Source organism: Mesorhizobium sp. B2-3-6 (assembly GCF_006442305.1).
Classification (GTDB): domain Bacteria; phylum Pseudomonadota; class Alphaproteobacteria; order Rhizobiales; family Rhizobiaceae; genus Mesorhizobium.
In genome coordinates this window covers 721830-740830 of sequence record NZ_VFVW01000001.1, presented here as the reverse complement: position 1 = coordinate 740830, position 19001 = coordinate 721830, and the positions used below count along the sequence as shown (strand labels likewise).

Sequence of the window (19001 nt, the reverse complement as noted above, 5' to 3'; positions counted from 1 at the left end):
TTTCTAGGTTGCATTAGCAACAAGCGTTTGGATCGTGGTTTCGATATCGTCACCAGGATGCAATCTTTGCCATTCCGGTCCTAGCTGGTGCCGAAACCAGGTCGTCTGCCGCTTGGCATATTGCCTGGTTGCGATCTTGGCGCGCTCAATCGCCTCGGGAAAACCCGATTGTCCGGCCATCGCCGCTTGCAGTTCGCGAACGCCGATCGCCTTCATCGCCGGCAATTGCGGATCGAGACGAAGCGATGCGAGTTGCCTGACTTCGTCCAGTGCGCCCTTGGCCAGCATCTGGTCGAAACGCCTTTCGATGCGTCCGACCAGCGCGGCCCGGTCCGGCTCGATGACGAAGAAGCGGGCCGTCTGTCTGTCGATGAGCGGCCGGCCCCGCGCGGCCTGCCAGTCCAGGATCGAGCGGCCGGATGCGTCGAGCACTTCGAGCGCCCGCACGATGCGCTGGCTGTCCGTGGGCTTCAACTGCATGGCTGCTCTGGAATCCTCGCGCATCAGGATGCCATGCAGTTTGACGGCGCCTTGCTCCTTCAACTCGTAGCGCCAACGGTCGCGTACCTGCCGCGGAATGTCGGGCATTTCCGAAATGCCCTCGGCCAAGGCGCGAAAGTAAAGGCCGGTGCCGCCGACGAAGATCGGTCGCCGCGAGAGCGCGCCGTCTTCGATCAGCCTCGTCACGTCGCGCAGCCACGCCCCGGTCGAGTAGGCGGTGCCGGGATGGACATGCCCATAGAGATAATGCGGTGCCCGAGCGAGGTCCGCCGCCTCCGGCCGGGCAGTCAACACGTCGAGAACCGAATAGGCTTGCATGGAATCGGTGTTGACGATCACGCCGCCTATACGTTCGGCCAGGTCGAGCGCCAGCGCCGACTTGCCGCTGGCGGTCGGCCCGGCTATCAGGATCGCATTCTTCACGCGGCCTTCGCCCGCATCCGCACCGGAATTATCGATGCCGCTTATCGCCACGCTTGTTTCCCATCCCGCCGATCGTGCCTTGTCGCCATCGCTTGCGAATATGGCCTCACGGTCGGTGGGCGCAAGCACTGTTCGCTGGATGGCCGAAGACATTGCCTGCGATCTCGCACTGCCAGCGAATGCACAAGCCGACGAGGCGGCCGCCAATCTGCGCGCGGCGCTGGCCGCCGAGCCGATCGACGTGATCGTCCAGCAGTCGGCAACGCGCCGCAAGAAGATCCTCATCGCCGACATGGATTCGACCATGATCGACCAGGAATGCATCGACGAGCTAGCCGACGAGATCGGCGTCAAGGAGCACGTCGCGGCGATCACCGCACGATCGATGAATGGCGAGATCGCCTTCGAGCCCGCCCTGCGCGAGCGCGTGGCGTTGCTCAAGGGGCTCGATGCGGCCGTGGTCGATCTGATCGTTGCCAACCGGTTGACATTGGCCTCCGGCGGCCGCGCGCTGGTGCAGACGATGCGGGCCAACGGCGCCTGGACCGCACTAGTCTCGGGCGGCTTCGAGGTCTTTACCTCACGCATCGCCGCCATGCTCGGCTTCCATGAAAACCGCGCCAACCGCCTGCTCGAACAGGATGGCCTCTTTGCCGGGTTGGTCGGCGAGCCGATCCTCGGCCGCGCCGCCAAGGCCGAGGCGCTGATCGAGATCACGGCGCGTCTCGGCCTCACCCCGGCCGATGCCATTGCTGTCGGCGACGGGGCCAACGATCTCGACATGATCCGCCTTGCCGGCACCGGTGTTGCGCTGCATGCCAAACCGATGGTGGCTGCACAGGCAAAGGTTCGCATCGACCATGGCGACCTGACCGCATTGCTCTATCTGCAAGGCTACGGGCAGGAAGAGTTCGTCCAATGAAACCAATGCGCACCGAGCGCCTGATCCTGCGCAACTGGGAGGATCGCGACCGGGAGCTGTTCCATCGCATCAATTCCGATGAACGCGTGATGGAGTTCTTCCCCTTCCGTCGCGGCCGCGCCGCAGCAGACGCCAAGATGGACGAACTGCGGGCCATCATCGATCGGGACGGCTATGGCTTTGCCGCCGCCAAGGTCGCCGCATCAGGTCAATGCATCGGCTTTGTCGGTATCACCGGGACCGACCATCTGCCGTTCCTTCCCGCCGGGACCGTTGAGGTCGGCTGGCGGCTGGCGCCCGAATTCTGGGGCAAGGGTTATGTCACGGAAGCTGCCGAGGCATGGCTGGCCTACGGCTTCGAAAAACTCGGCCTTGGCGAGATCGTCTCCTTCGCGGTCGAGAACAACCGCCGCTCCACTGCCGTCATGAAGCGCCTCGGCATGACCGCCGATCCCTCGGCCAACTTCGACCACCCCGGCATTCCCGACAGCCACCCGGAGCTGAAGAGGCATGTGTTCTACAGGCTGACGAGCGCGGATTGGCGGAAGAATCGTCGCTGATCAATGCCTGTCAGGTGGAAATTCGTCGCCGGACTGTGGCGATCTGTCTGCGACCCGCCCCAGCATTTTCGCGAAATCGCCCGGTGACGCGTCGCCGGCACGACGACGCAGGAAGTCAGCTGCCGCTTCCATTGCCCCGACCTTTTGCGCCACAGCCGACGCAATCCATTGATTGAGCGACACGCCATCGGCCTTCGCGAGGCGCGCGGCTGCTTCCTTAACCGACTGTGGCAGTTTCAGCGGATAAGTCGCTTTGCTCATGTACGAAGTCCTTCCAAGAACTCGGCCGGGCTCACAAGCAGTACATCAAAACGGCCTGCCGCAGCTAGGAAGTCCCGGCGATTGTGAGTCACCAACGCATCGGCCCGGCCGTTGATCGCTGCTTCAAGCACCATCTCATCCTTCGGATCGTTCAATTGCGGCCGCCAGAGAAAGTGCAGCTCGACCGGCTCAGCCAGCAATGCAAAGCCGGCCAGCAAACGGCCCAGATCCGGCGCGGACAACCCGTGAGCCGCCACCTGCTCGGGTCTGGCCAGCACGGTTTCATATTCAAGAAACAGCGCTGTCGTCACTAATGGGCGAATTTGCCGATCCGCAATCAGCTGCAGGATGGCGAAAGACGCGCCATTCCTGCTTCGCAAGCCTGCCGTCAAAACGTTTGTGTCCAGTACGATCCGCCTCACAAGTCAAAATAGTACATCCCATGGGATGTTACAATATGACCATCGTTAGCGATCCTCAGTCCATCCGGATCGTCACAAACCTCAGCTCACCGGTCTTGGACGCCAGCATCAACAGTGCGTTCTTGCGTCCCTGCTCCTTCAGCGCGCCGATCCGGTCCATCACATCCTTGGGCGTGGCAACCGATTCCTGTGCAATTTCGGTGATCACCTCGCCCGGCTGGATGCCGCGTTCAGCCGCGGCCGAATCCTTGGCGACATCGGTGATGACGACGCCCGAAACATCGGCGGCGATGCTGAACTTCTTGCGCGTATCGTCGTTCAATTCGCCGACGGTCATGCCGAGCACCGAGGCCGTCGAAACCGCCGGCGCCTTGTCGCCTTTGTCCTGGTCGGTGTTGCCGTTTTCGCCGCTGGCGAGCTTCTCGCTGTCCTCGAGCCGGCCAAGTGTTACCTTCACCGTTTGCTCGACACCCTTGCGCACGATCAGCACGTCGACCGCCTTGCCGACCGGGCTCTCCGCGACCACACGCGGCAGGTCGCGCATTTCGTGGATGTCCTTGCCGTCGAACTTGATGATCACGTCGCCGGCCTGGATGGTGCCGTTGTCGACCGGTCCACCCTTGATGACGCCGGCGACCAGCGCACCCTTGGCGGTCGCCATGCCGAGGCTCTCGGCAATATCGTCGGTCACCGGCTGGATGCGCACGCCAAGCCAGCCGCGCCGCGTTTCGCCATATTGGCGCAGTTGCTCGACAACGCCCGATGCGAGCTGCGAGGGGATGGAGAAGCCGATGCCGATCGAGCCGCCGGACGGCGAAATGATCGCCGTGTTGATGCCGATGACCTCGCCGGCGCTGTTGAACAGCGGCCCGCCCGAATTGCCGCGGTTGATCGCGGCATCGGTCTGGATGAAATCGTCATAGGGGCCTGAATTGATGTCGCGGTTACGCGCCGAGACGATGCCGACCGTGACCGTGCCGCCGAGGCCGAACGGATTGCCGATCGCCATCACCCAGTCGCCGACGCGCATCTTGGTGGAATCGCCGAACTTCACCGCCGTCAGCTTGTGGCCCTTCGGATCGACCTTGAGCACCGCGACATCGGTCTTGGTGTCGGTGCCGACCAGCGTCGCCTTCAGCGTGACTCCATCGGAGAAATTGACCTCGATATCGTCGGCATCGGCGATGACATGGTTGTTGGTGACGACGATGCCCTGCTCGGCGTCGATGACGAAACCGGAGCCGAGCGACTGCACTTTCTGCGAGCCATTGTCCTTGTCGCCGCCACGGTTCTTGAAGAAATCGTCGAAGAAATCCTGGAACGGCGAGCCTTCGGGAAGCTGCGGCATCGGCACCGCGCCCGGACCTTCCGTGCCCTTCACCGTCTGCGACGTCGAGATGTTGACCACCGCGCCGAGCAGGCCTTGCGCCAGGTCGGCCACCGAAGCAGGCCCGTCGGCGGCCATTGTCGACGTCACGAAGGCCGGAACGGCCACGGTGCCCAGAAGAAGCGCTGCCGCGCCAGCGACGAACGTGCGTCGAACCGCGCGCAAAAGGGTGTTGGATGTCATCGAGAAGCCTCCCGGCACTTCTGAAAGAGAAAAGCGCTTCGACGGAAACGCCGTGTCGCGCCATGATGGCAAGAAATAGGGCACGTTTGCGGCTATGGCTATTGGCAGAGTGTAAATCCCGCGTTTTTGCACACCCCCCTAGCCGCCGCGGACCAGCCAGACGATACCGACGCCGGCGCCAATCGCCACCAGCCCGGCAATCCGCAATGCATTCTCCGGCAATGACAGCACCTCGCCCGCCAGTTTCCTGGCGAAACCGGGAAAGCCGCCATAGACCAAGCCCTCAATGACGAGGACCAGGCCTATTGCCGCCAAGAAATCCTGCACCGGCCGCTACTGGCCGGTGCCGGGCGAAGTTGCGGGTGCGGTCGCCGGTGCGGCAGGAGGTGCCGGTTGCGGAGCCGCCGGCCTTGCCGGCGCCTCCTTTCCGTCAGGGTCGCGGAAGAAACGGAAGAACTCCGAATTCGGCGACAGCACCATTGTCGTGCCGGTGTTGTCCAGCGCCGTGCCATAGGCGTTCATCGACCGGTAGAAATCGAAGAACGCCGGATCGCGCTGATAAGCCTCGGCAAAGGTGGCGCTGCGCTGCGCCTCGCCCTCGCCGCGCAGGATTTCGGACTCCTTCTGCGCTTCCGCGATGATCTCGACCACCTCACGGTCGGCGCGGGCCTTGATGCGCTGCGCCGCCTCATTGCCGCGCGCCCTCAGCCTTTCGGCCTCAGCCAGACGTTCCGCCTTCATGCGATCGAAGGTCTGCTGCGAGACTTCGGCGGTGAGGTCGGTGCGGCGGATGCGGACATCCTCGATCTGCAGGCCGAGCGAGGTGGCGTCGGGCCGTAGCTGATCGCGCACTTCGCGCATCATCACCGCGCGCTCCTCCGAAAGGGCGGCCTCGAAGTCTCGCAGACCGTAGACCCGGCGCAAGGCAGCGTCGAGACGCGTCCTCAGCCGGGCTTCGGCGAGCTCGATCTGGCCGGATACGGCGGCACGGAAGACACGCGGATCCGAGATTCGGTAGGCGATGAAGGCATCGACCTCATAGAACTTGCCGCCCGAGACCTGGACGCGGATGTTGTCGAGGTCGAAGCGCAGCACCCGGTTCTCGATCAACTGCACCGTGTCGGCGTCGAAGAACGAGAACGGCGCCTTGAAGTAGATGCCGGGTTCGGTCTTGACGTCGACGATCTCGCCGAACCTCAGCACCAGCGCCTGCTGGCGCGCATTGACCACGAAGACCGACGAATAGAGCAGGAACAGGATGACCGCCGCGATGACGACGATGACGGGAAGACGGTTGGCCATCACTGGTTACCTCCCGTCGTCGCGCCAAGCGGAGCCGGAGCCGGCGCTTTCTGCTGCAATGCCGGCAGCGGCAGATAAGGGACAACCCCCTGCCCGTTGCCTTGCTCGACGATCACCTTGCCGGAGTCCTTCAGCACCTTCTCCATCGTTTCCAGGTAAAGCCGCTTGCGCGTCACGTCGGGCGCCTTGGCATATTCGTCATAGACGGAGATGAAGCGCTGGGCCTCACCTTCGGCCTCCTGCACCACCCGGTTCTTGTAGGCGGCCGCGTCTTCGCGGACCTGTGCGGCCTCGCCGCGTGCCTGGCCGAGCTTCTGGTTGGAGTACTGGTTGGCCTGCTCGACGAACTTATCCTCGTCCTGCTCGGCGCGCTGCACCTCGTCGAAGGCGTCGGCGACCTCACGGGGCGGCGCCGCGTCCTCGATCGAGATGGCGTTGACCTGAAGCCCGGCCTTGTAGCCGTCGAGCGTGGTCTGGATGATCTCGCGCACCGAAGCCGCTATGCCCTGGCGATCGTCACGGAAGATGTCCTGCGCCGGCCTGCGGCCGACGGCCTCGCGCATCGCGCTCTCGGCGACCTGCCTCAGCATGCCGTCCGGGTCGGAGACGTCGAACAGATAGGCGCGGGGATCGGAGACCTGATAGGCGACCGAGAACTGCACGTTGACGATGTTCTGGTCGCCCGAAAGCATCAGCCCCGACGTGTTGCCGCTGGAGGCGCCACCGCCAATGTCGACGAGCTGCTCGGAAATCTTGGCCGTTTCGACGGTTTCGAGCGGCCACCAGTGGAAATGCAGGCCGGGCTGCGACAGCTCGGCCTTCGGCTTGCCGAAGCGCAGCTCGACCGCGACCTCATCGGGCTGCACGGTGTAGACTGCCTGGAACGCCCATAGCACGACCAGCGCCGCGCCGATCAGCCCGAATATGGCCGGACTGGCGCCGCCACCGCCGGGCAACGCACGCCGCAGCCTGTCCTGGCCACGGCGGATGATGTCCTCGAGGTCGGGAGGCGAGCCTTGCGGTCCGCTTGGCCCCTTCGGTCCCTGCCCCCAGGGTCCCTGATTGTTGCCGCCGCCGCCCCATGGGCCGCCGCCACCGCCACCTTTGTCGTTCCAGGGCATGAATGTCCTTTCGCTTGGAATTCCCTCAAGCGCCGGAATTTCGGCGCAAATCCAGTCTTGTTCTTCTATAGGGACGCCACGGCATGCTTTCAACGCGATGCTCTGCCGGCATCATCGGTTTTGGGCCGGTCGCGACCCTTTGTCGTCTTTAAACGCCTTTTTTCTTTCAATGGCTCTCGCGGCGTCGCTCGTAAACCGTATAGCGCGTCGCGTGGCTGTCCTTTTCGCCGACCGGGATCTCCTGCGAACTGACTTCGCGCCAGCGTTTCGGATCGATCGGCGGGAAATGCGCGTCGCCGTCGACAGCGGCCAGCACATGGGTGACATGCAGCCGGTCGGCTAGCGGTAGCGCCTGCGCATAGATTTCGCCGCCGCCGATCACGCAGACCTCGTCCACCCCGCTCATGCAGCGCCCCCGCACATCAGCCAGCTGGATCGCGTTCTCAAGCGTATGCGCCACCTCGACGCCGTCGGCGCGCCAGGTCTTGTCACGGGTGACAACGATGTTCAGCCTGCCCGGCAGCGGCCGGCCGATGCCTTCATAGGTCCTGCGGCCCATGATGATAGGCTTGCCCATCGTGTCTGCCTTGAAGCGCTTGAGATCGGTGGAAAGCCGCCAGGGCAGCCCCCCGTCCCGCCCGATGACGCCGTTCTCGGCGATGGCGACATAGATTGCCACGTGCATCAGTTGCCGTTCCCATTGTCGGATGGATCGAGGATAAGGATGTCGATGTCGCGCTCTGGATAGAAGTCCTCAGCCGTCATCTCGAAACTCGTCGGCCCGACCTTCCTGACATTGTCGCCGCAGAACGAGACCAGGGCTTTGGGATTGCCCTTGTCGACGGTCAGCTTGAACTTGCCGATGCTGCCGGCCGCCCAGTTGCCGCCGGTGGTCAGGATGTAGGCGATGCGGCTCTCGTAATATTTTGGATAGCCGTCGGGATCGTTCTTGGCAGCCTTGCGCACTGCGTTCTCGAACGTGTCGTCCATGCAGTAGCGGGACTTGTAGGCGGCGTACTGTCCCTGGAACTTGCCGTCGTAGAAGAAGCTGACCGACGAGGTGCCGCCGACGCTCGGTTTGTAGCGGTGGGAAACGTGGACGTCCTTGTTGGCCGGAAAGGTCGAGCGCCACCAATAGGTCGAGCGCAATTGCCAGAACGGTGCATAATTGGGTTTCGCGCCAGGGCTGTCATCGACAGTGTCCTCGATGATGATGCCGCGGGTGACCCAGTCGTCCGCCACCGTTTGCGGCAGCTTCCCGAGCGCCGCCTTTGCCGCTTCGCCGAATGGGTTGAAAGGCACGTTCTGCGCCTTCAGGTCGGCACCGATGTCGATGCCGAGCGCGAACGCCTTCTGCTCGAGCTCAGGCTTTGCCGCCACGCCGTCGATCGTCACCTCGAAGCCAAGGAAATTGTCGCTCTGGTTTTCGGGGATCGCCGGCATCTCCTCGGGATCGCCGGAGATGTCGGGCATTGGGAAGGCGACGATCGCGTCGACGTCCTTATCGGTGTTGTTGTGGAAGACGTAATCCACGGTCACCTTTTCCGGCGAGATGAAGAGGTCCTCGCTCTGCATCGCCACGGCATCGCTGCGCGACAGCACCAGGCCGCCGGTGCCGAGTTCGGCAACGGAATCATTGGCGAACGCGGGTGCGGCCGACAAGGCCAGCACCGCCGTCAGAACATATCGCAACATGAAAGCCCCTCGGCGAGAATGTCGCGATGACCCTAGCGGTTTCAACGTGGCGTTTCAAAGCCCTTCCGCATCCGCGCCACGCCAGTCTGGACTAAAGGGTTGCGATCGGGCAGGAGTTCGCTTCATGCGCAAGCTTCTCGTCATCGGCATCGGCGCCGGCAATCCCGACCATATGACCGTGCAGGCCATAGACGGCCTCAATCGGGCCGACGTGCTGTTCATCCCCGACAAGGGTGCGAAGAAGAACGATCTTGCCGAACTGCGCCGTCACATCTGCGACCGCTTCGTCACCAACCCGAATTCACGCCGCGTGGAATTCGACGTGCCCGTGCGGGCCGAACCGGCGCCTTCCTATCGCTCGACTGTCGATGACTGGCACGAGGCAATCGCCGCCATCTATGAAGACCTGATCCGCGAAGAGATCGCCGAGGATGGTTGCGGCGCCTTCCTGATCTGGGGCGACCCCTCGCTCTACGACAGCGCGCTGCGCATCCTGGAGCGCGTACGCCTCAGGGGCAACGTCGCCTTCGAACTGGAGGTTATTCCCGGCATCACCGCCATCCAGGCGCTCGCCGCCAGCCACGCGACAGCGCTGAACCGCATCGGCGATTCCATCCTGATCACCACCGGCCGCCGGTTGACGGAAGAAGGTATGCCGCAAAATGCCGGCAGCGCCGTCGTCATGCTTGACGGCAAATGCGCCTTCAACACGCTCGCCGACCAGGATCTTTTCATCCAATGGGGCGCCTATCTCGGCACGCCGGACGAAATCATCGTCTCCGGCCGCCTCCGCGACGTCGGCGCCGAAATCGAGAAAATCCGCGAGCAGGCCCGCGGGGAAAAGGGCTGGATCATGGATACGTACGTGCTGAGGAAGGTAGGGGAGTAGGGCAGTAAGGCAGTAAGTGAACGAGACATCGGGAGCCGGAACACAAGAAAGCACACGAAAAATTCGACGCGCCCGAGTTGGTCTGCCCTACTGCCCTACTGCCCTACTGCCCTACCCCTCCTCAATCTCCGCCTGCAACGCCTCCATATGCGTCGCGGCCGCCGAAGCCGCCGCGCGTTCGATGGCGCGGAAACGGCTGACTACGGCCAGGCCCACCGCCGTCAGTTGCGCGCCGCCGCCCTTGCGGCCGCCGGTCTGCGCGGCCACCAGCGGCTTGCCGAACACCCGGTTCATGTCCTCGACCAAGTCCCACGCATGCTTGTAGGACATCTCCATGCCGCGCGCGGCGGCCGAGATCGAACCGAAGGCGGCGATCTGCTCCAGCAATTCGATCTTGCCCGGCCCGATGCGCCCGTCGGGGTCGAGGTTTATCCGCAAGCTCAGCGACGGCATTGTCTTCCTCCGCGATCACGCCGCCATGTTAGAGCGTCCCTGGCGGCCTCGCTATTCCAAATCGATATAGCGCAGAGACCCGCTCGTCGTCTCAGCCGTCCGCCTCCGCGGGCAGCCCGCCCCCGGTGTTTGCCTGGTCGAAACTCACCGTCTTGATCACGGCGAAGACCTGTCCGCCGAGCCGCAGCTTCAGAACCTGCCGCGACTGTTCGGTGACCCGTGCCAGCACGGTCGCGCCGTTGCAGTCGATACCGATCTCGACCGTCGGCCCCTCGCCCGGCCTGATCGCGACGATCGTGCCGGCCAGGATGTTGAGCGCGCTGAGACCCGACGGCCGTTCGGTGGCGATCATGACGTCGCGCGCGCGGACGCGGATACGCACCGGCGCGCCCACCATCGCCGCCAGCTTGGGCACGCGTATCTCGCCGGCGTTCGAGCCAAGCACCGTCATGCCGAAAACCTCGTCATGCTGCAGTACGCTGGTGTCCAGCACCGCGCCGCCCTCGCCGCGCTCCTCCGCCGGCAGAAGGTCCGGCCTTTGCATGACAGCCGTGGTCGGGCCGCTGGCGGCAAGCTTGCCTCGCGCCAGCATCACCACGTCGCTCGCCAGCCGCGCCACCTCGGCGATCGAATGGCTGACATAGACGATCGGGATCTTGGTCTCGTCGCGCAGGCGCTCGACATAGGGCAGGATTTCGGCCTTGCGCGCCTCGTCGAGCGAGGCCAGCGGCTCGTCCATCAGCAACAGCCGGGGGCTGGCGAGCAGCGCCCGGCCGATCGCGACGCGCTGCCTCTCGCCGCCCGAGAGCTTTGCCGGCCGCCGCGCCAGCAGCGGCTCGATGCCGAGCAATTCGACGACGGCGTCGATCTCGGCATAACGCTCCGCCGCCGGCGTGAACCAGCGGCCATAGCGCAAATTGCTCGCCACGCTCATATGCGGAAACAGACGCGCGTCCTGGAACACCATGCCGATCCGGCGCCTGTGCTTCGGCACGAAAATGCCCTTGGCCGTGTCGACCAGCACACGGCCATCGACCTCGATGCGTCCCTGGTCGGGCCGGATCAGCCCGGCAATCATATTGATCAGCGTCGTCTTGCCCGAGCCGGAGGGCCCGAACAGCGCCGTCAGCCGCCCGGCGCTCTCGAAGCGGATGTCGAGGGGGAAATCGCCGAGCCGATGGCGGATGTCGACAAGGACCGTCATTCGATGTCCATCCGCCGGCCGACGCGCCGCGCCAACACTTCCGAGGCCACCAGGGCGGCCATCGAGATGACGATCGAGATCAGCGTCAGCCGAAGCGCTCCGGCATCGCCGCCCGGCACCTGGGTGAACGTGTAGATTGCCGATGGCAGCGTCTGCGTCTCGTTCGGGATGTTGGAGACGAAGGTGATCGTCGCTCCGAACTCGCCCATCGCCTTGGCGAAGGAGAGGATGGCGCCGGCGATCAGCCCGGGCAGGATCAGCGGCAAGGTGATGGTGCCGAACACCCATGGCGGGCTGGCGCCGAGCGTTCCGGCCGCCGCCTCCATCTTGCGGTCGACGGCCTCGATCGACAATCGGATCGCCCGCACCATCAGCGGAAAACCCATGACGCCGCAGGCAAGAGCCGCACCCGTCCAGCGAAAGGAAAAGACGATGCCGAAATGCTCGGCCAGGAATGCGCCGGCCGGCCCGCGCTTGCCGAAGGTCAGAAGCAGGAGATAGCCGGTCACCACGGGCGGCACGATCAGCGGCAGGTGCACCAGCCCGTTGAGCAGCGTCTTGCCCCAGAAGCGGCCGCGCGCCAGGAGCAGCGCTATCGCTATGCCCGGCGGCAGGCTGGCGATCATCGCCACTGTCGCCACCTTGATGGACAGCCGGACCGCATTCCATTCGTCGGGAGTGAGGTCCAGCAGCCAGTTCATGCGCAGGTGGCTATCCTAGTTGACAGGCGCAAGGACCGTGAAACCCTGCTCCCTGAATAGATCCGATGCCTTTGCCGTCCGCAGGCACTTCAGGAAGGCAGGCGTGTCCTTGTCCTTCGAATCAGCCGTTTGGGCAACCGGATAGATGATCGGCGGATGTGAATCCTCGGGGAAAACACCAACCACCTTGACGCCCTTTTCGGCATGCGCGTCCGTGGCATAGACGATGCCGAGAGCCGCTTCGCCCGTCGAGACCAGCTTGAGTGCCGCACGCACATTCTCGGCCTGCGCCACCTTGCCCTCGACCGAGGACCAGACGCCGAGCGATTCAAGCGCGGCCTTGCCGTATTTGCCGGCCGGCACAGCCTTGAGGTCGCCCATGGCGAGCTTGCCGTCGCCGACCAGCTTGGCCAGATCAAAACCCTTTTCGATCTTGGCTTCAACGCCCGAATCCTTCGGCGCCACCAGCACGATCTGGTTGCCGAGCAGCTTCACTTCGGTAGCGGGCTTGGTCAGCTTCCTGTCGGAAAGATACTTCATCCAGTCGAGATCGGCCGAGATGAAGACGTCCGCCGGCGCGCCGCTTTCGATCTGCTTGGCGAGCGCCGAACTCGCCGCGTAGGAGATGGTCGCCGCTTCGCCGACATCAGCCGCGCAGGCCTTGTTGACCGCGTCGAGCGCGTCCTTGAGGCTGGCGGCCGCAAACACCACGACCTCGTCTTGCGCGCGCGCCGCCGGCACTGCTGCCGTCCACGCCGCCGCGAAGCCGCCAATGGCGACCGCCGCCACTGCAAAACCGTTGCGCGTCATGAACTCTCCCTGAGTTGACATCCGGCCTGCTCGAAGCCTGCCATCCGATATATCCGGATGAATATAACAAGGAAAGGTTTTTCGCACAGCGTCGCCATTGAATGCGCGGCGTCCTCGCGACCTGCGATAGACCAGCACGGATACAGCGAAAGGCAGACGAAGACGTCACAAGAAAATCGGCACCCGTTGCCCTCGACGGAACCAACGCTGAAATCCTCTAAAGCGCGTCGTTCCCCCAAAACTGCGGTCACTTTTGGGCGACATAGCTGTCGCCGCCGTGATCTATTGGGAGAGGCGAGACAATGTCTAAATGCAGATAAGTGTGTGTCGAAACGAGCCTTCCGGCGTCTTCACCATCCGCACTTTGCAGACATACCGCGTCTCGCTTGATATGGCGCTTGCGGGAAGGTCATTCCCCTCTGCGTCAGCGGGCTTGCAAGTCGCGCGGGGACAGTTTGGCAGCTTCGCAGCTGGATCGTCGCAGAACGGCTTCATGCTGTTGTTGATGCATTCACACCCGCACTCGGCAAATGCGTGGGCATTGAAAGCGAAGACAAAGACGAGCGCAAATACCGCTGCTGACAGTCGCATGGACGCCTCCCCGGAAATCTCCTGGCCTGAGGGTAAGGTCGACCGATCTTGTCGAAAAGATATCAAAACGACGTACCGGCGAGGCACCACCATCGCCACGGCCTCGAGACATCAAGGTCGGCAAGGTTGCGCCGGCGGTTCAGACCGCGATCGGCGCCTTGATCGTCGCGTCGGCGACATAGTTTTCCAGCCGGAAATCCTCGAAGCGGAAGGCGAAGAGATCCTTCACTTCAGGGTTGATCCACATGGTCGGCAGCGTTCTTGGCGTGCGCCGAAGTTGCTCGCGCGCCTGCTCGAAATGGTTCGAATAAAGATGCGCGTCGCCGAGCGTATGGACGAAATCACCGGGCTTCAGGCCGGTCACCTGCGCCACCATCAGCGTCAGCAGGGCGTAGGAGGCGATGTTGAACGGCACGCCGAGGAAGATGTCGCCGGAACGCTGGTAAAGCTGGCAGGAAAGCCGGCCTTCCGAGACGTAGAACTGGAACAGGCAATGGCATGGCGGCAACGCCATCGCCTCCACCTCGGCCGGATTCCAGGCCGAAACGATCAGCCGCCGCGATTGAGGATTGCGGCGTATCTCTTTCACAAGATTGTTTATCTGATCGATCGACCCGCCATGGCCGTCCGGCCAGGAACGCCACTGCTTGCCATAGACGGGGCCAAGGTCGCCATTCTCGTCAGCCCATTCGTCCCAGATGGAAACGCCATGGTCGGTCAGATATTTGATATTGGTTTCGCCGGCCAGGAACCACAAAAGCTCATGAATGATCGATTTCAGGTGCAGCTTCTTGGTGGTGGTGACGGGAAAGCCGCGCGCCAGGTCGAAGCGCATCTGGTAGCCGAACACGGAGCGCGTGCCCGTGCCCGTGCGGTCGCCGCGGTCGGCGCCATGATCCAGCACGTGCTGCAGAAGGTCGAGATACTGGCGCATCGGTTCGGCTCGATTCGATTGTGCGAGCATTATAGCTGCTAGACAGGCGGCCGAACACATCAAAACGGCGCAGGCGACGCTTGCCTCATCACTGTTTCGGCGTCTGCGCCGACATCCAAGCAAACTGGCCGCAGCCTCGGTGTCCGTCTTGCAACGCCGGCAATTGGCGAAACCATCGGTGACAGCATTCCTCTCCCCGTCTCTATACGGGGAGAAGATGGCGGCAGCCAGATGAGGGGCAGCACAAGCCGTGCCCGTTACAAACCAGCGGCGCGCCTCAGCAACCGCGCGAGCACGGAATTCTCAGAGCGAACCGAGCTTTCCCAGGTCCTTGGCAACGAGGTAGTAAAAAGTCACTCGATTCTTGGTGTTGTCTGCGGCCATCGCCTTGCAGGTCTTCTCGATCGCAGCATCTGCCTTCGCCGCATCGGCGACGCCGAGCTTCTTGCCGACCCAGTTTTCCCGGACGCGCTCGAGTTCTTTGGGATCGGTGCAGGACACCAGCGAGGAGTCGCGGTTCCTGAGCGCGATGCCCAGATGCTTGACGATCTTCTCAACAATTTCCGCACTCGCCGCGGCGTCGTATTTCTTCACGTCTGCAAGATAGTCGGCCATCAAAATTCCCCTCGTCGGCGCCACGGATCCGGTCGATGAGGGCTGTGGCGCGCTCCGCAACTCGTGCGCTCGGTCGGTAACTCCTCACCGCGGCAAAGCTTCGGTTGAGACCGTTCCCAAGTCAACCCTGCCGCGTCGCATTTTGACACAGGGACAAAGCACATTGCGGTCTTTCATTTCTGGCGATGGACCCCTATATTCGCTTCGTCGGCTTGACCGACTATGGCGATAAACTGGCGATGAAATAAGCCGTTCGGACCCGGGGGCGGTACCCGGCGCCTCCACCAAAAACCGCTCTGGAAGACGGAGCGGCTTTTGCTGGGGGCGAAATAGGATCGACGAAGGTGTAAAGATCGTACTTTTGCCCGGCATTGTACCACCGTCATCGGGCTAAACTTATAGTTGCCAACGACAACTATGCGGAAGCACGTCTCGCTGCTTAATGCAGTGCGATAGCTTCAAATCAAGCCCTAGGGGTTCGCACTTCTAGGCGGGGTTCGGAGGTACCTGGCAACAGAAACCTCCACTTCTCCCCCTTTTCATCGGCATCACGCGCAACGGCACGCTCGGGCCGGCTAGACTTCGGTCGGCCCATGGGAGGCGACGCAGTGGAGCCGCGTGCCTCCTTCGACATGGGTAAAAAATGCAAAACAATTCCGACCGATTCTTCGTGCTGACCGGCGGTCCGGGCTCCGGCAAGACCGCACTGATCGAAGCCTTGCGCCGTGCAGGGTTCGCCACCTCGGTCGAGGCCGGACGCGGCATCATTCGCGACCAGTCCGCCATTGGCGGCTCCGCTTTGCCTTGGAGCGATCGCGCATTGTTTGCCGAATTGATGCTGTCCTGGGAGATGCGCTCGTACCAAGCCGCGATCGAACAGGAAGGACCGGTCTTCCTCGATCGTGGCGTGCCCGACACGCTGGGCTATCTCCGCCTCAGCGGTCTGCCGGTGCCCGATCACGTCGGCATCGCAGCGAAGCGTTGCCGCTACAACCCTCGTGTCTTCGTTGCCCCGCCTTGGCCCGAAATCTTCACGCAGGATGAAGAACGCAAGCAAACGCTCGACGAAGCCGAGCGTACCTGTCACGCGCTGGTCGGCGTCTATGCCGAACTCGGTTATGAACTGGTACGGCTGCCCCTGGCGCCTGTCGAGACACGGCTGCGCTTCATGCTGGACGAAACGGGATTGGCATGAAAAAGGCCGGGATCGCCCCGGCCTCTTTCAATTTCCCGGCCTCTTTCAATTTATTGGCGATTGCCTACTCCGCCGGCGCTTCGACAGCCTCGCGCGAACGGCCGAGCGTGATCTTGGCCAGGGTGAAGGAGATCACCGCGCAGAGCGTGATGCCGGCGACCATCGGCAACGGCGTGCCGTCGAAAAAGATGCCCGCGACACCCATGGCGAGCGCACCGATGGCGAAGTGCAGCGTGCCCATCAGCGCCGAAGCCGTGCCCGCGATCTCGCCATGCTCCTCCATGGCCAATACCGAGGTGGTCGGAATGACCAGGCCGAGAAAGCCATAGCCGACGAACAGCAGCGCCGCCATCACATCCAGCCGGTCCACACCGGAAGCCATGACAGCGAACAGTGCCACCATCGTCGTGGCGTAGCCGGTCACCGCCACCCACACCACCCGCTTGAGCCCGAAACGCTCGGAAAGCAGGCCGGTGAGCTGCGACATGCCGATGAAGGCGACGGCATTGATCGAGAAGAACACGCTATAGACCGAAGGCGACAGGCCGTAATGGTCGATCAGGATGAAGGACGAGCTCGACAGATAGACGAAGAAGCTCGCAATGCCGAAGCCCGCGATCGCCACCAGGCCGAGGAAATTGCGGTCCCCCATCAGGAAACGGTAGCCTGAAAGGGCGGTGCCAAAGGAAGAACCGGCGCGTTCTTCAGCCGGCCGCGTCTCCTTGAGCGAGGTCGCGAGCAGGATGGTTGCCAGCACCGCTGCGGCCGTGACGGTCCAGAACACGGCGCGCCAGCCGAAACTCTCGATGATCTGGCTGCCGGTCAGCGGCGCCAGGATCGGCGATACCGAGAACACCAGCATCAGCAACGACATCAGCTTGGCGGCTTCGTTGCCAGTGTGCAGGTCGCGCACGATCGCGCGCGGAATGGCCATGCCGGCGCTGGCGCCAAGGCCCTGCAGGAAACGGAAGGCGATCAGCCATTCGATGGTCGGCGCCAATGCCGAACCGACGCCGCCGACCATGAACAGCGCAAGACCGCCATAGAGCGGCAGCTTGCGTCCGACCATATCGGAGATCGGCCCGACGACGATCTGGCCGAAGCCCATCGACAGGAAGAAGATCAAAAGGCTCATCTGCACGGCTGCGGTGCCGGCGTTGAGATCCGCGCCGATCGAGGGCAATGCGGGCAGATACATATCGATGGCGAAGGGCCCGATGGCGGACAACAGGCCGAGCACGACCGCGATGCGGAGGAATTTGGGACTCATGATGTTGGCTTCTTTCGAATCTGGTTGCCGCCGCAAGGCGACGTCTGACCCCAGGACGTTCGATCCCGTGGGATTCCGACTCTCCGAGAGCGAATTGTTCGCCTGTCCAGAGGTGAACCCCTTATAGCGTGTCCACAAATTTAGACAGTCTTGTCTAAATCGTCAATCACCTCTATATAGATTTTCATGAGACCGGGTGTTTCTCCTGACAGTTTCCCGCCACGCAGCCACGAGGCCAAGCGCATCTCGGTGGTCGACGCAGCCGCTTCCGTGTTCTGCCGCGAGGGCTTTGCCGGCGCCAATATCGACCTGATCGCCGCCGAGGCGGGTGTCTCGCGCCAGACCGTCTACAACCACCATGGCGACAAGGAAAAGCTCTTCATCGCCGTAGTCCGCGATCTCACCGAGCGCTGCAATGCCGGCATCTTCGCCACCATCGCCACGTTCCCGGACCAGCCGAGGGATCTGGAAGCGGATCTGATCGGCTTTGCCGTGCGCCTGAACCAGAACTGCATCTGCAACCGCGACGGAAAATTCCTGCGCAAGCTGATCCAGACCGAAGGCGAGCGCTACCCCGAACTGTTCGCCGAATGGCGCGAACAGGGTCCTGGCAGGACATGGCCGGCAATCGCCGCCCGCTTCGCCCGCCTTGCCTATGGCGGTTACCTCGCGATCGACGACCCCGACGTCGCGGCGCGGCAGTTCCTCGGCCTCGTCAATGCTGAATTGCAGACGACCTTCATGCTCGGCGGCACCCCGGCCGAGGACGAGGTCGTGCAATCGGCGACAAATGGCGTGCGCACCTTCCTGCGCGCTTTCGGCAAGCGCCCCTCCCCGACCGGCGTCAAGAAACACGCCGCGCTTGCCAACGCGTGACATTTGCGGGTGACGCAAGCCGGCTTCCGCGATCAAATCTCGGCAATCGTCCTCGCTTCCTCGCGGCGGCGGTCTATATGCGGTTTACGCCGCGCTCAAGCTTGATTACAGCTATGCGGACGATTCAACGGAACCCGACCGCCACATGGCCGACGACCACATCCGCTATGACATTCTGGCCCAGGAGGCGTTGCGCGGCGTCATGCGCAAGGTCCTGGCCGAGGTCGCGCGCACCGGCCTCCCCGGCAACCATCATTTCTTCATCACCTTCCTGACCGGCGCGCCGGGCGTGCGCGTGTCTTCGCGGCTGCGCGAGCGCTATCCGGAGCAGATGACCATCGTCATCCAGTTCCAGTATTGGGACCTGAAGGTCACCGAGACCGGTTTCGAGGTCGGGCTCTCCTTCTCGGACGTGCCGGAAAAACTCGAAATCCCGTTCTCGGCGGTGCGCGGCTTCTACGATCCGTCGGTTAACTTCGAACTCGAATTCGACGTCAAGACCGAAGGCCAGTCAGATGACGAACCAGCTTCCCAGCCGGCGTCCGAACCGCTCGCCATCGTCTCCGAGAAAAAGCCGAAGGCGGAGAAGAAGGCCGCCGAACCCGAGAAGAAGGCGGCCGATGCCGATGCCGCCAAGGGCGCCGAAGTCGTCTCGCTCGACGCCTTCCGCAAGAAATAAGCCTTCG

At 63.1% G+C, this 19001-nt stretch carries 22 protein-coding genes and 1 other RNA gene; 7 read left to right on the top strand and 16 right to left on the bottom strand.

Annotated features, from left to right (window positions below):
* Positions 1–3 precede the first annotated feature (3 nt).
* Positions 4–969, bottom strand: a complete 966-nt coding sequence (gene miaA / locus FJ953_RS03600) for a tRNA (adenosine(37)-N6)-dimethylallyltransferase MiaA (protein ID WP_140495863.1) — start codon at positions 967–969, stop codon at positions 4–6.
* Here miaA and serB point away from each other — a divergent pair.
* Together serB and FJ953_RS03590 are read left to right on the top strand one after the other, a co-directional pair.
* Positions 959–1846, top strand: coding sequence for a phosphoserine phosphatase SerB (gene serB / locus FJ953_RS03595; protein WP_140516503.1), 888 nt, complete (start codon positions 959–961; stop codon positions 1844–1846). The two genes, miaA and serB, sit on opposite strands and share 11 nt — an antisense overlap.
* A complete protein-coding gene (locus tag FJ953_RS03590; RefSeq protein WP_140623164.1) occupies positions 1843–2406 on the top strand; it encodes a GNAT family N-acetyltransferase in 564 nt (187 codons plus the stop codon). Before serB ends, FJ953_RS03590 begins: the two co-directional genes overlap by 4 nt.
* On the opposite strand, the gene FJ953_RS03585 is transcribed toward FJ953_RS03590, so the two are convergent.
* From FJ953_RS03585 to FJ953_RS03550, 8 genes are all read right to left on the bottom strand, one after another.
* Positions 2407–2667 carry a toxin-antitoxin system HicB family antitoxin gene (locus FJ953_RS03585; RefSeq protein WP_140495345.1) on the bottom strand — a complete coding sequence of 87 codons (261 nt, stop codon included), beginning with the start codon at positions 2665–2667 and terminating at the stop codon, positions 2407–2409.
* Positions 2664–3089, bottom strand: coding sequence for a putative toxin-antitoxin system toxin component, PIN family (locus tag FJ953_RS03580; protein ID WP_140495343.1), 426 nt, complete (start codon positions 3087–3089; stop codon positions 2664–2666). The genes FJ953_RS03585 and FJ953_RS03580 overlap by 4 nt, the downstream gene beginning before the upstream one ends.
* Positions 3090–3144: 55 nt before the next feature.
* On the bottom strand, positions 3145–4659 hold the full coding sequence (locus FJ953_RS03575) for a DegQ family serine endoprotease (protein WP_140559553.1): 1515 nt from the start codon (positions 4657–4659) through the stop codon (positions 3145–3147).
* A gap of 138 nt (positions 4660–4797) precedes the next feature.
* Positions 4798–4986: a DUF2065 domain-containing protein gene (locus tag FJ953_RS03570; protein WP_140559552.1), complete on the bottom strand. Its 189-nt coding sequence runs from the start codon at positions 4984–4986 to the stop codon at positions 4798–4800.
* A gap of 6 nt (positions 4987–4992) precedes the next feature.
* Positions 4993–5961, bottom strand: a complete 969-nt coding sequence (locus tag FJ953_RS03565; RefSeq protein WP_140521174.1) for a protease modulator HflC — start codon at positions 5959–5961, stop codon at positions 4993–4995.
* Complete coding sequence (gene hflK, locus FJ953_RS03560; protein WP_140495337.1) at positions 5961–7082, bottom strand: FtsH protease activity modulator HflK; 1122 nt, start codon at positions 7080–7082, stop codon at positions 5961–5963. Before hflK ends, FJ953_RS03565 begins: the two co-directional genes overlap by 1 nt.
* Before the next feature lie 166 nt (positions 7083–7248).
* Positions 7249–7767, bottom strand: a complete 519-nt coding sequence (locus tag FJ953_RS03555; protein ID WP_140495334.1) for a dihydrofolate reductase — start codon at positions 7765–7767, stop codon at positions 7249–7251.
* Positions 7767–8777, bottom strand: coding sequence for a DUF4424 domain-containing protein (locus tag FJ953_RS03550; protein ID WP_140495332.1), 1011 nt, complete (start codon positions 8775–8777; stop codon positions 7767–7769). The genes FJ953_RS03555 and FJ953_RS03550 overlap by 1 nt, the downstream gene beginning before the upstream one ends.
* A gap of 124 nt (positions 8778–8901) precedes the next feature.
* On the opposite strand from FJ953_RS03550, the gene cobF reads away from it, so the two are divergent.
* Positions 8902–9666 (top strand): precorrin-6A synthase (deacetylating), encoded by a 765-nt coding sequence (gene cobF, locus FJ953_RS03545; RefSeq protein ID WP_140495330.1) that lies wholly within the window; start codon positions 8902–8904, stop codon positions 9664–9666.
* Between the two features lie 111 nt (positions 9667–9777).
* Here the strand turns inward: cobF and FJ953_RS03540 are convergent, their stop codons facing one another.
* The 6 genes from FJ953_RS03540 to FJ953_RS03515 form a co-directional block, all read right to left on the bottom strand.
* Positions 9778–10119, bottom strand: coding sequence for a winged helix-turn-helix domain-containing protein (locus tag FJ953_RS03540; RefSeq protein WP_140495328.1), 342 nt, complete (start codon positions 10117–10119; stop codon positions 9778–9780).
* Between the two features lie 91 nt (positions 10120–10210).
* The gene (gene modC, locus FJ953_RS03535) at positions 10211–11323 is read right to left on the bottom strand and encodes a molybdenum ABC transporter ATP-binding protein (RefSeq protein ID WP_140521175.1); all 1113 of its coding nucleotides are present in this window, start codon (positions 11321–11323) and stop codon (positions 10211–10213) included.
* A complete protein-coding gene (modB, locus tag FJ953_RS03530; protein ID WP_140521176.1) occupies positions 11320–12024 on the bottom strand; it encodes a molybdate ABC transporter permease subunit in 705 nt (234 codons plus the stop codon). Before modB ends, modC begins: the two co-directional genes overlap by 4 nt.
* A gap of 15 nt (positions 12025–12039) precedes the next feature.
* Complete coding sequence (gene modA / locus FJ953_RS03525; protein WP_140521177.1) at positions 12040–12834, bottom strand: molybdate ABC transporter substrate-binding protein; 795 nt, start codon at positions 12832–12834, stop codon at positions 12040–12042.
* Between the two features lie 730 nt (positions 12835–13564).
* Entirely contained in the window at positions 13565–14359 is a 795-nt protein-coding gene (locus tag FJ953_RS03520; protein WP_140521267.1) for a thymidylate synthase, read from the bottom strand.
* 303 nt (positions 14360–14662) lie between these two features.
* The gene (locus tag FJ953_RS03515) at positions 14663–14974 is read right to left on the bottom strand and encodes a DUF2853 family protein (RefSeq protein ID WP_140495320.1); all 312 of its coding nucleotides are present in this window, start codon (positions 14972–14974) and stop codon (positions 14663–14665) included.
* Positions 14975–15141: 167 nt separating this feature from the next.
* Here FJ953_RS03515 and ssrA point away from each other — a divergent pair.
* Together ssrA and FJ953_RS03505 are read left to right on the top strand one after the other, a co-directional pair.
* Positions 15142–15502, top strand: a transfer-messenger RNA (tmRNA) gene (gene ssrA / locus FJ953_RS03510).
* 115 nt (positions 15503–15617) lie between these two features.
* Positions 15618–16169, top strand: coding sequence for an AAA family ATPase (locus FJ953_RS03505; RefSeq protein WP_140521178.1), 552 nt, complete (start codon positions 15618–15620; stop codon positions 16167–16169).
* 64 nt (positions 16170–16233) lie between these two features.
* Here the strand turns inward: FJ953_RS03505 and FJ953_RS03500 are convergent, their stop codons facing one another.
* A complete protein-coding gene (locus FJ953_RS03500; protein WP_140516527.1) occupies positions 16234–17439 on the bottom strand; it encodes a multidrug effflux MFS transporter in 1206 nt (401 codons plus the stop codon).
* Between the two features lie 186 nt (positions 17440–17625).
* On the opposite strand from FJ953_RS03500, the gene FJ953_RS03495 reads away from it, so the two are divergent.
* Together FJ953_RS03495 and FJ953_RS03490 are read left to right on the top strand one after the other, a co-directional pair.
* Positions 17626–18315: a TetR/AcrR family transcriptional regulator gene (locus FJ953_RS03495; RefSeq protein WP_140521179.1), complete on the top strand. Its 690-nt coding sequence runs from the start codon at positions 17626–17628 to the stop codon at positions 18313–18315.
* 145 nt (positions 18316–18460) lie between these two features.
* Positions 18461–18994, top strand: a complete 534-nt coding sequence (locus FJ953_RS03490) for an SspB family protein (protein ID WP_140495312.1) — start codon at positions 18461–18463, stop codon at positions 18992–18994.
* The last annotated feature ends 7 nt before the right edge of the window (positions 18995–19001 follow it).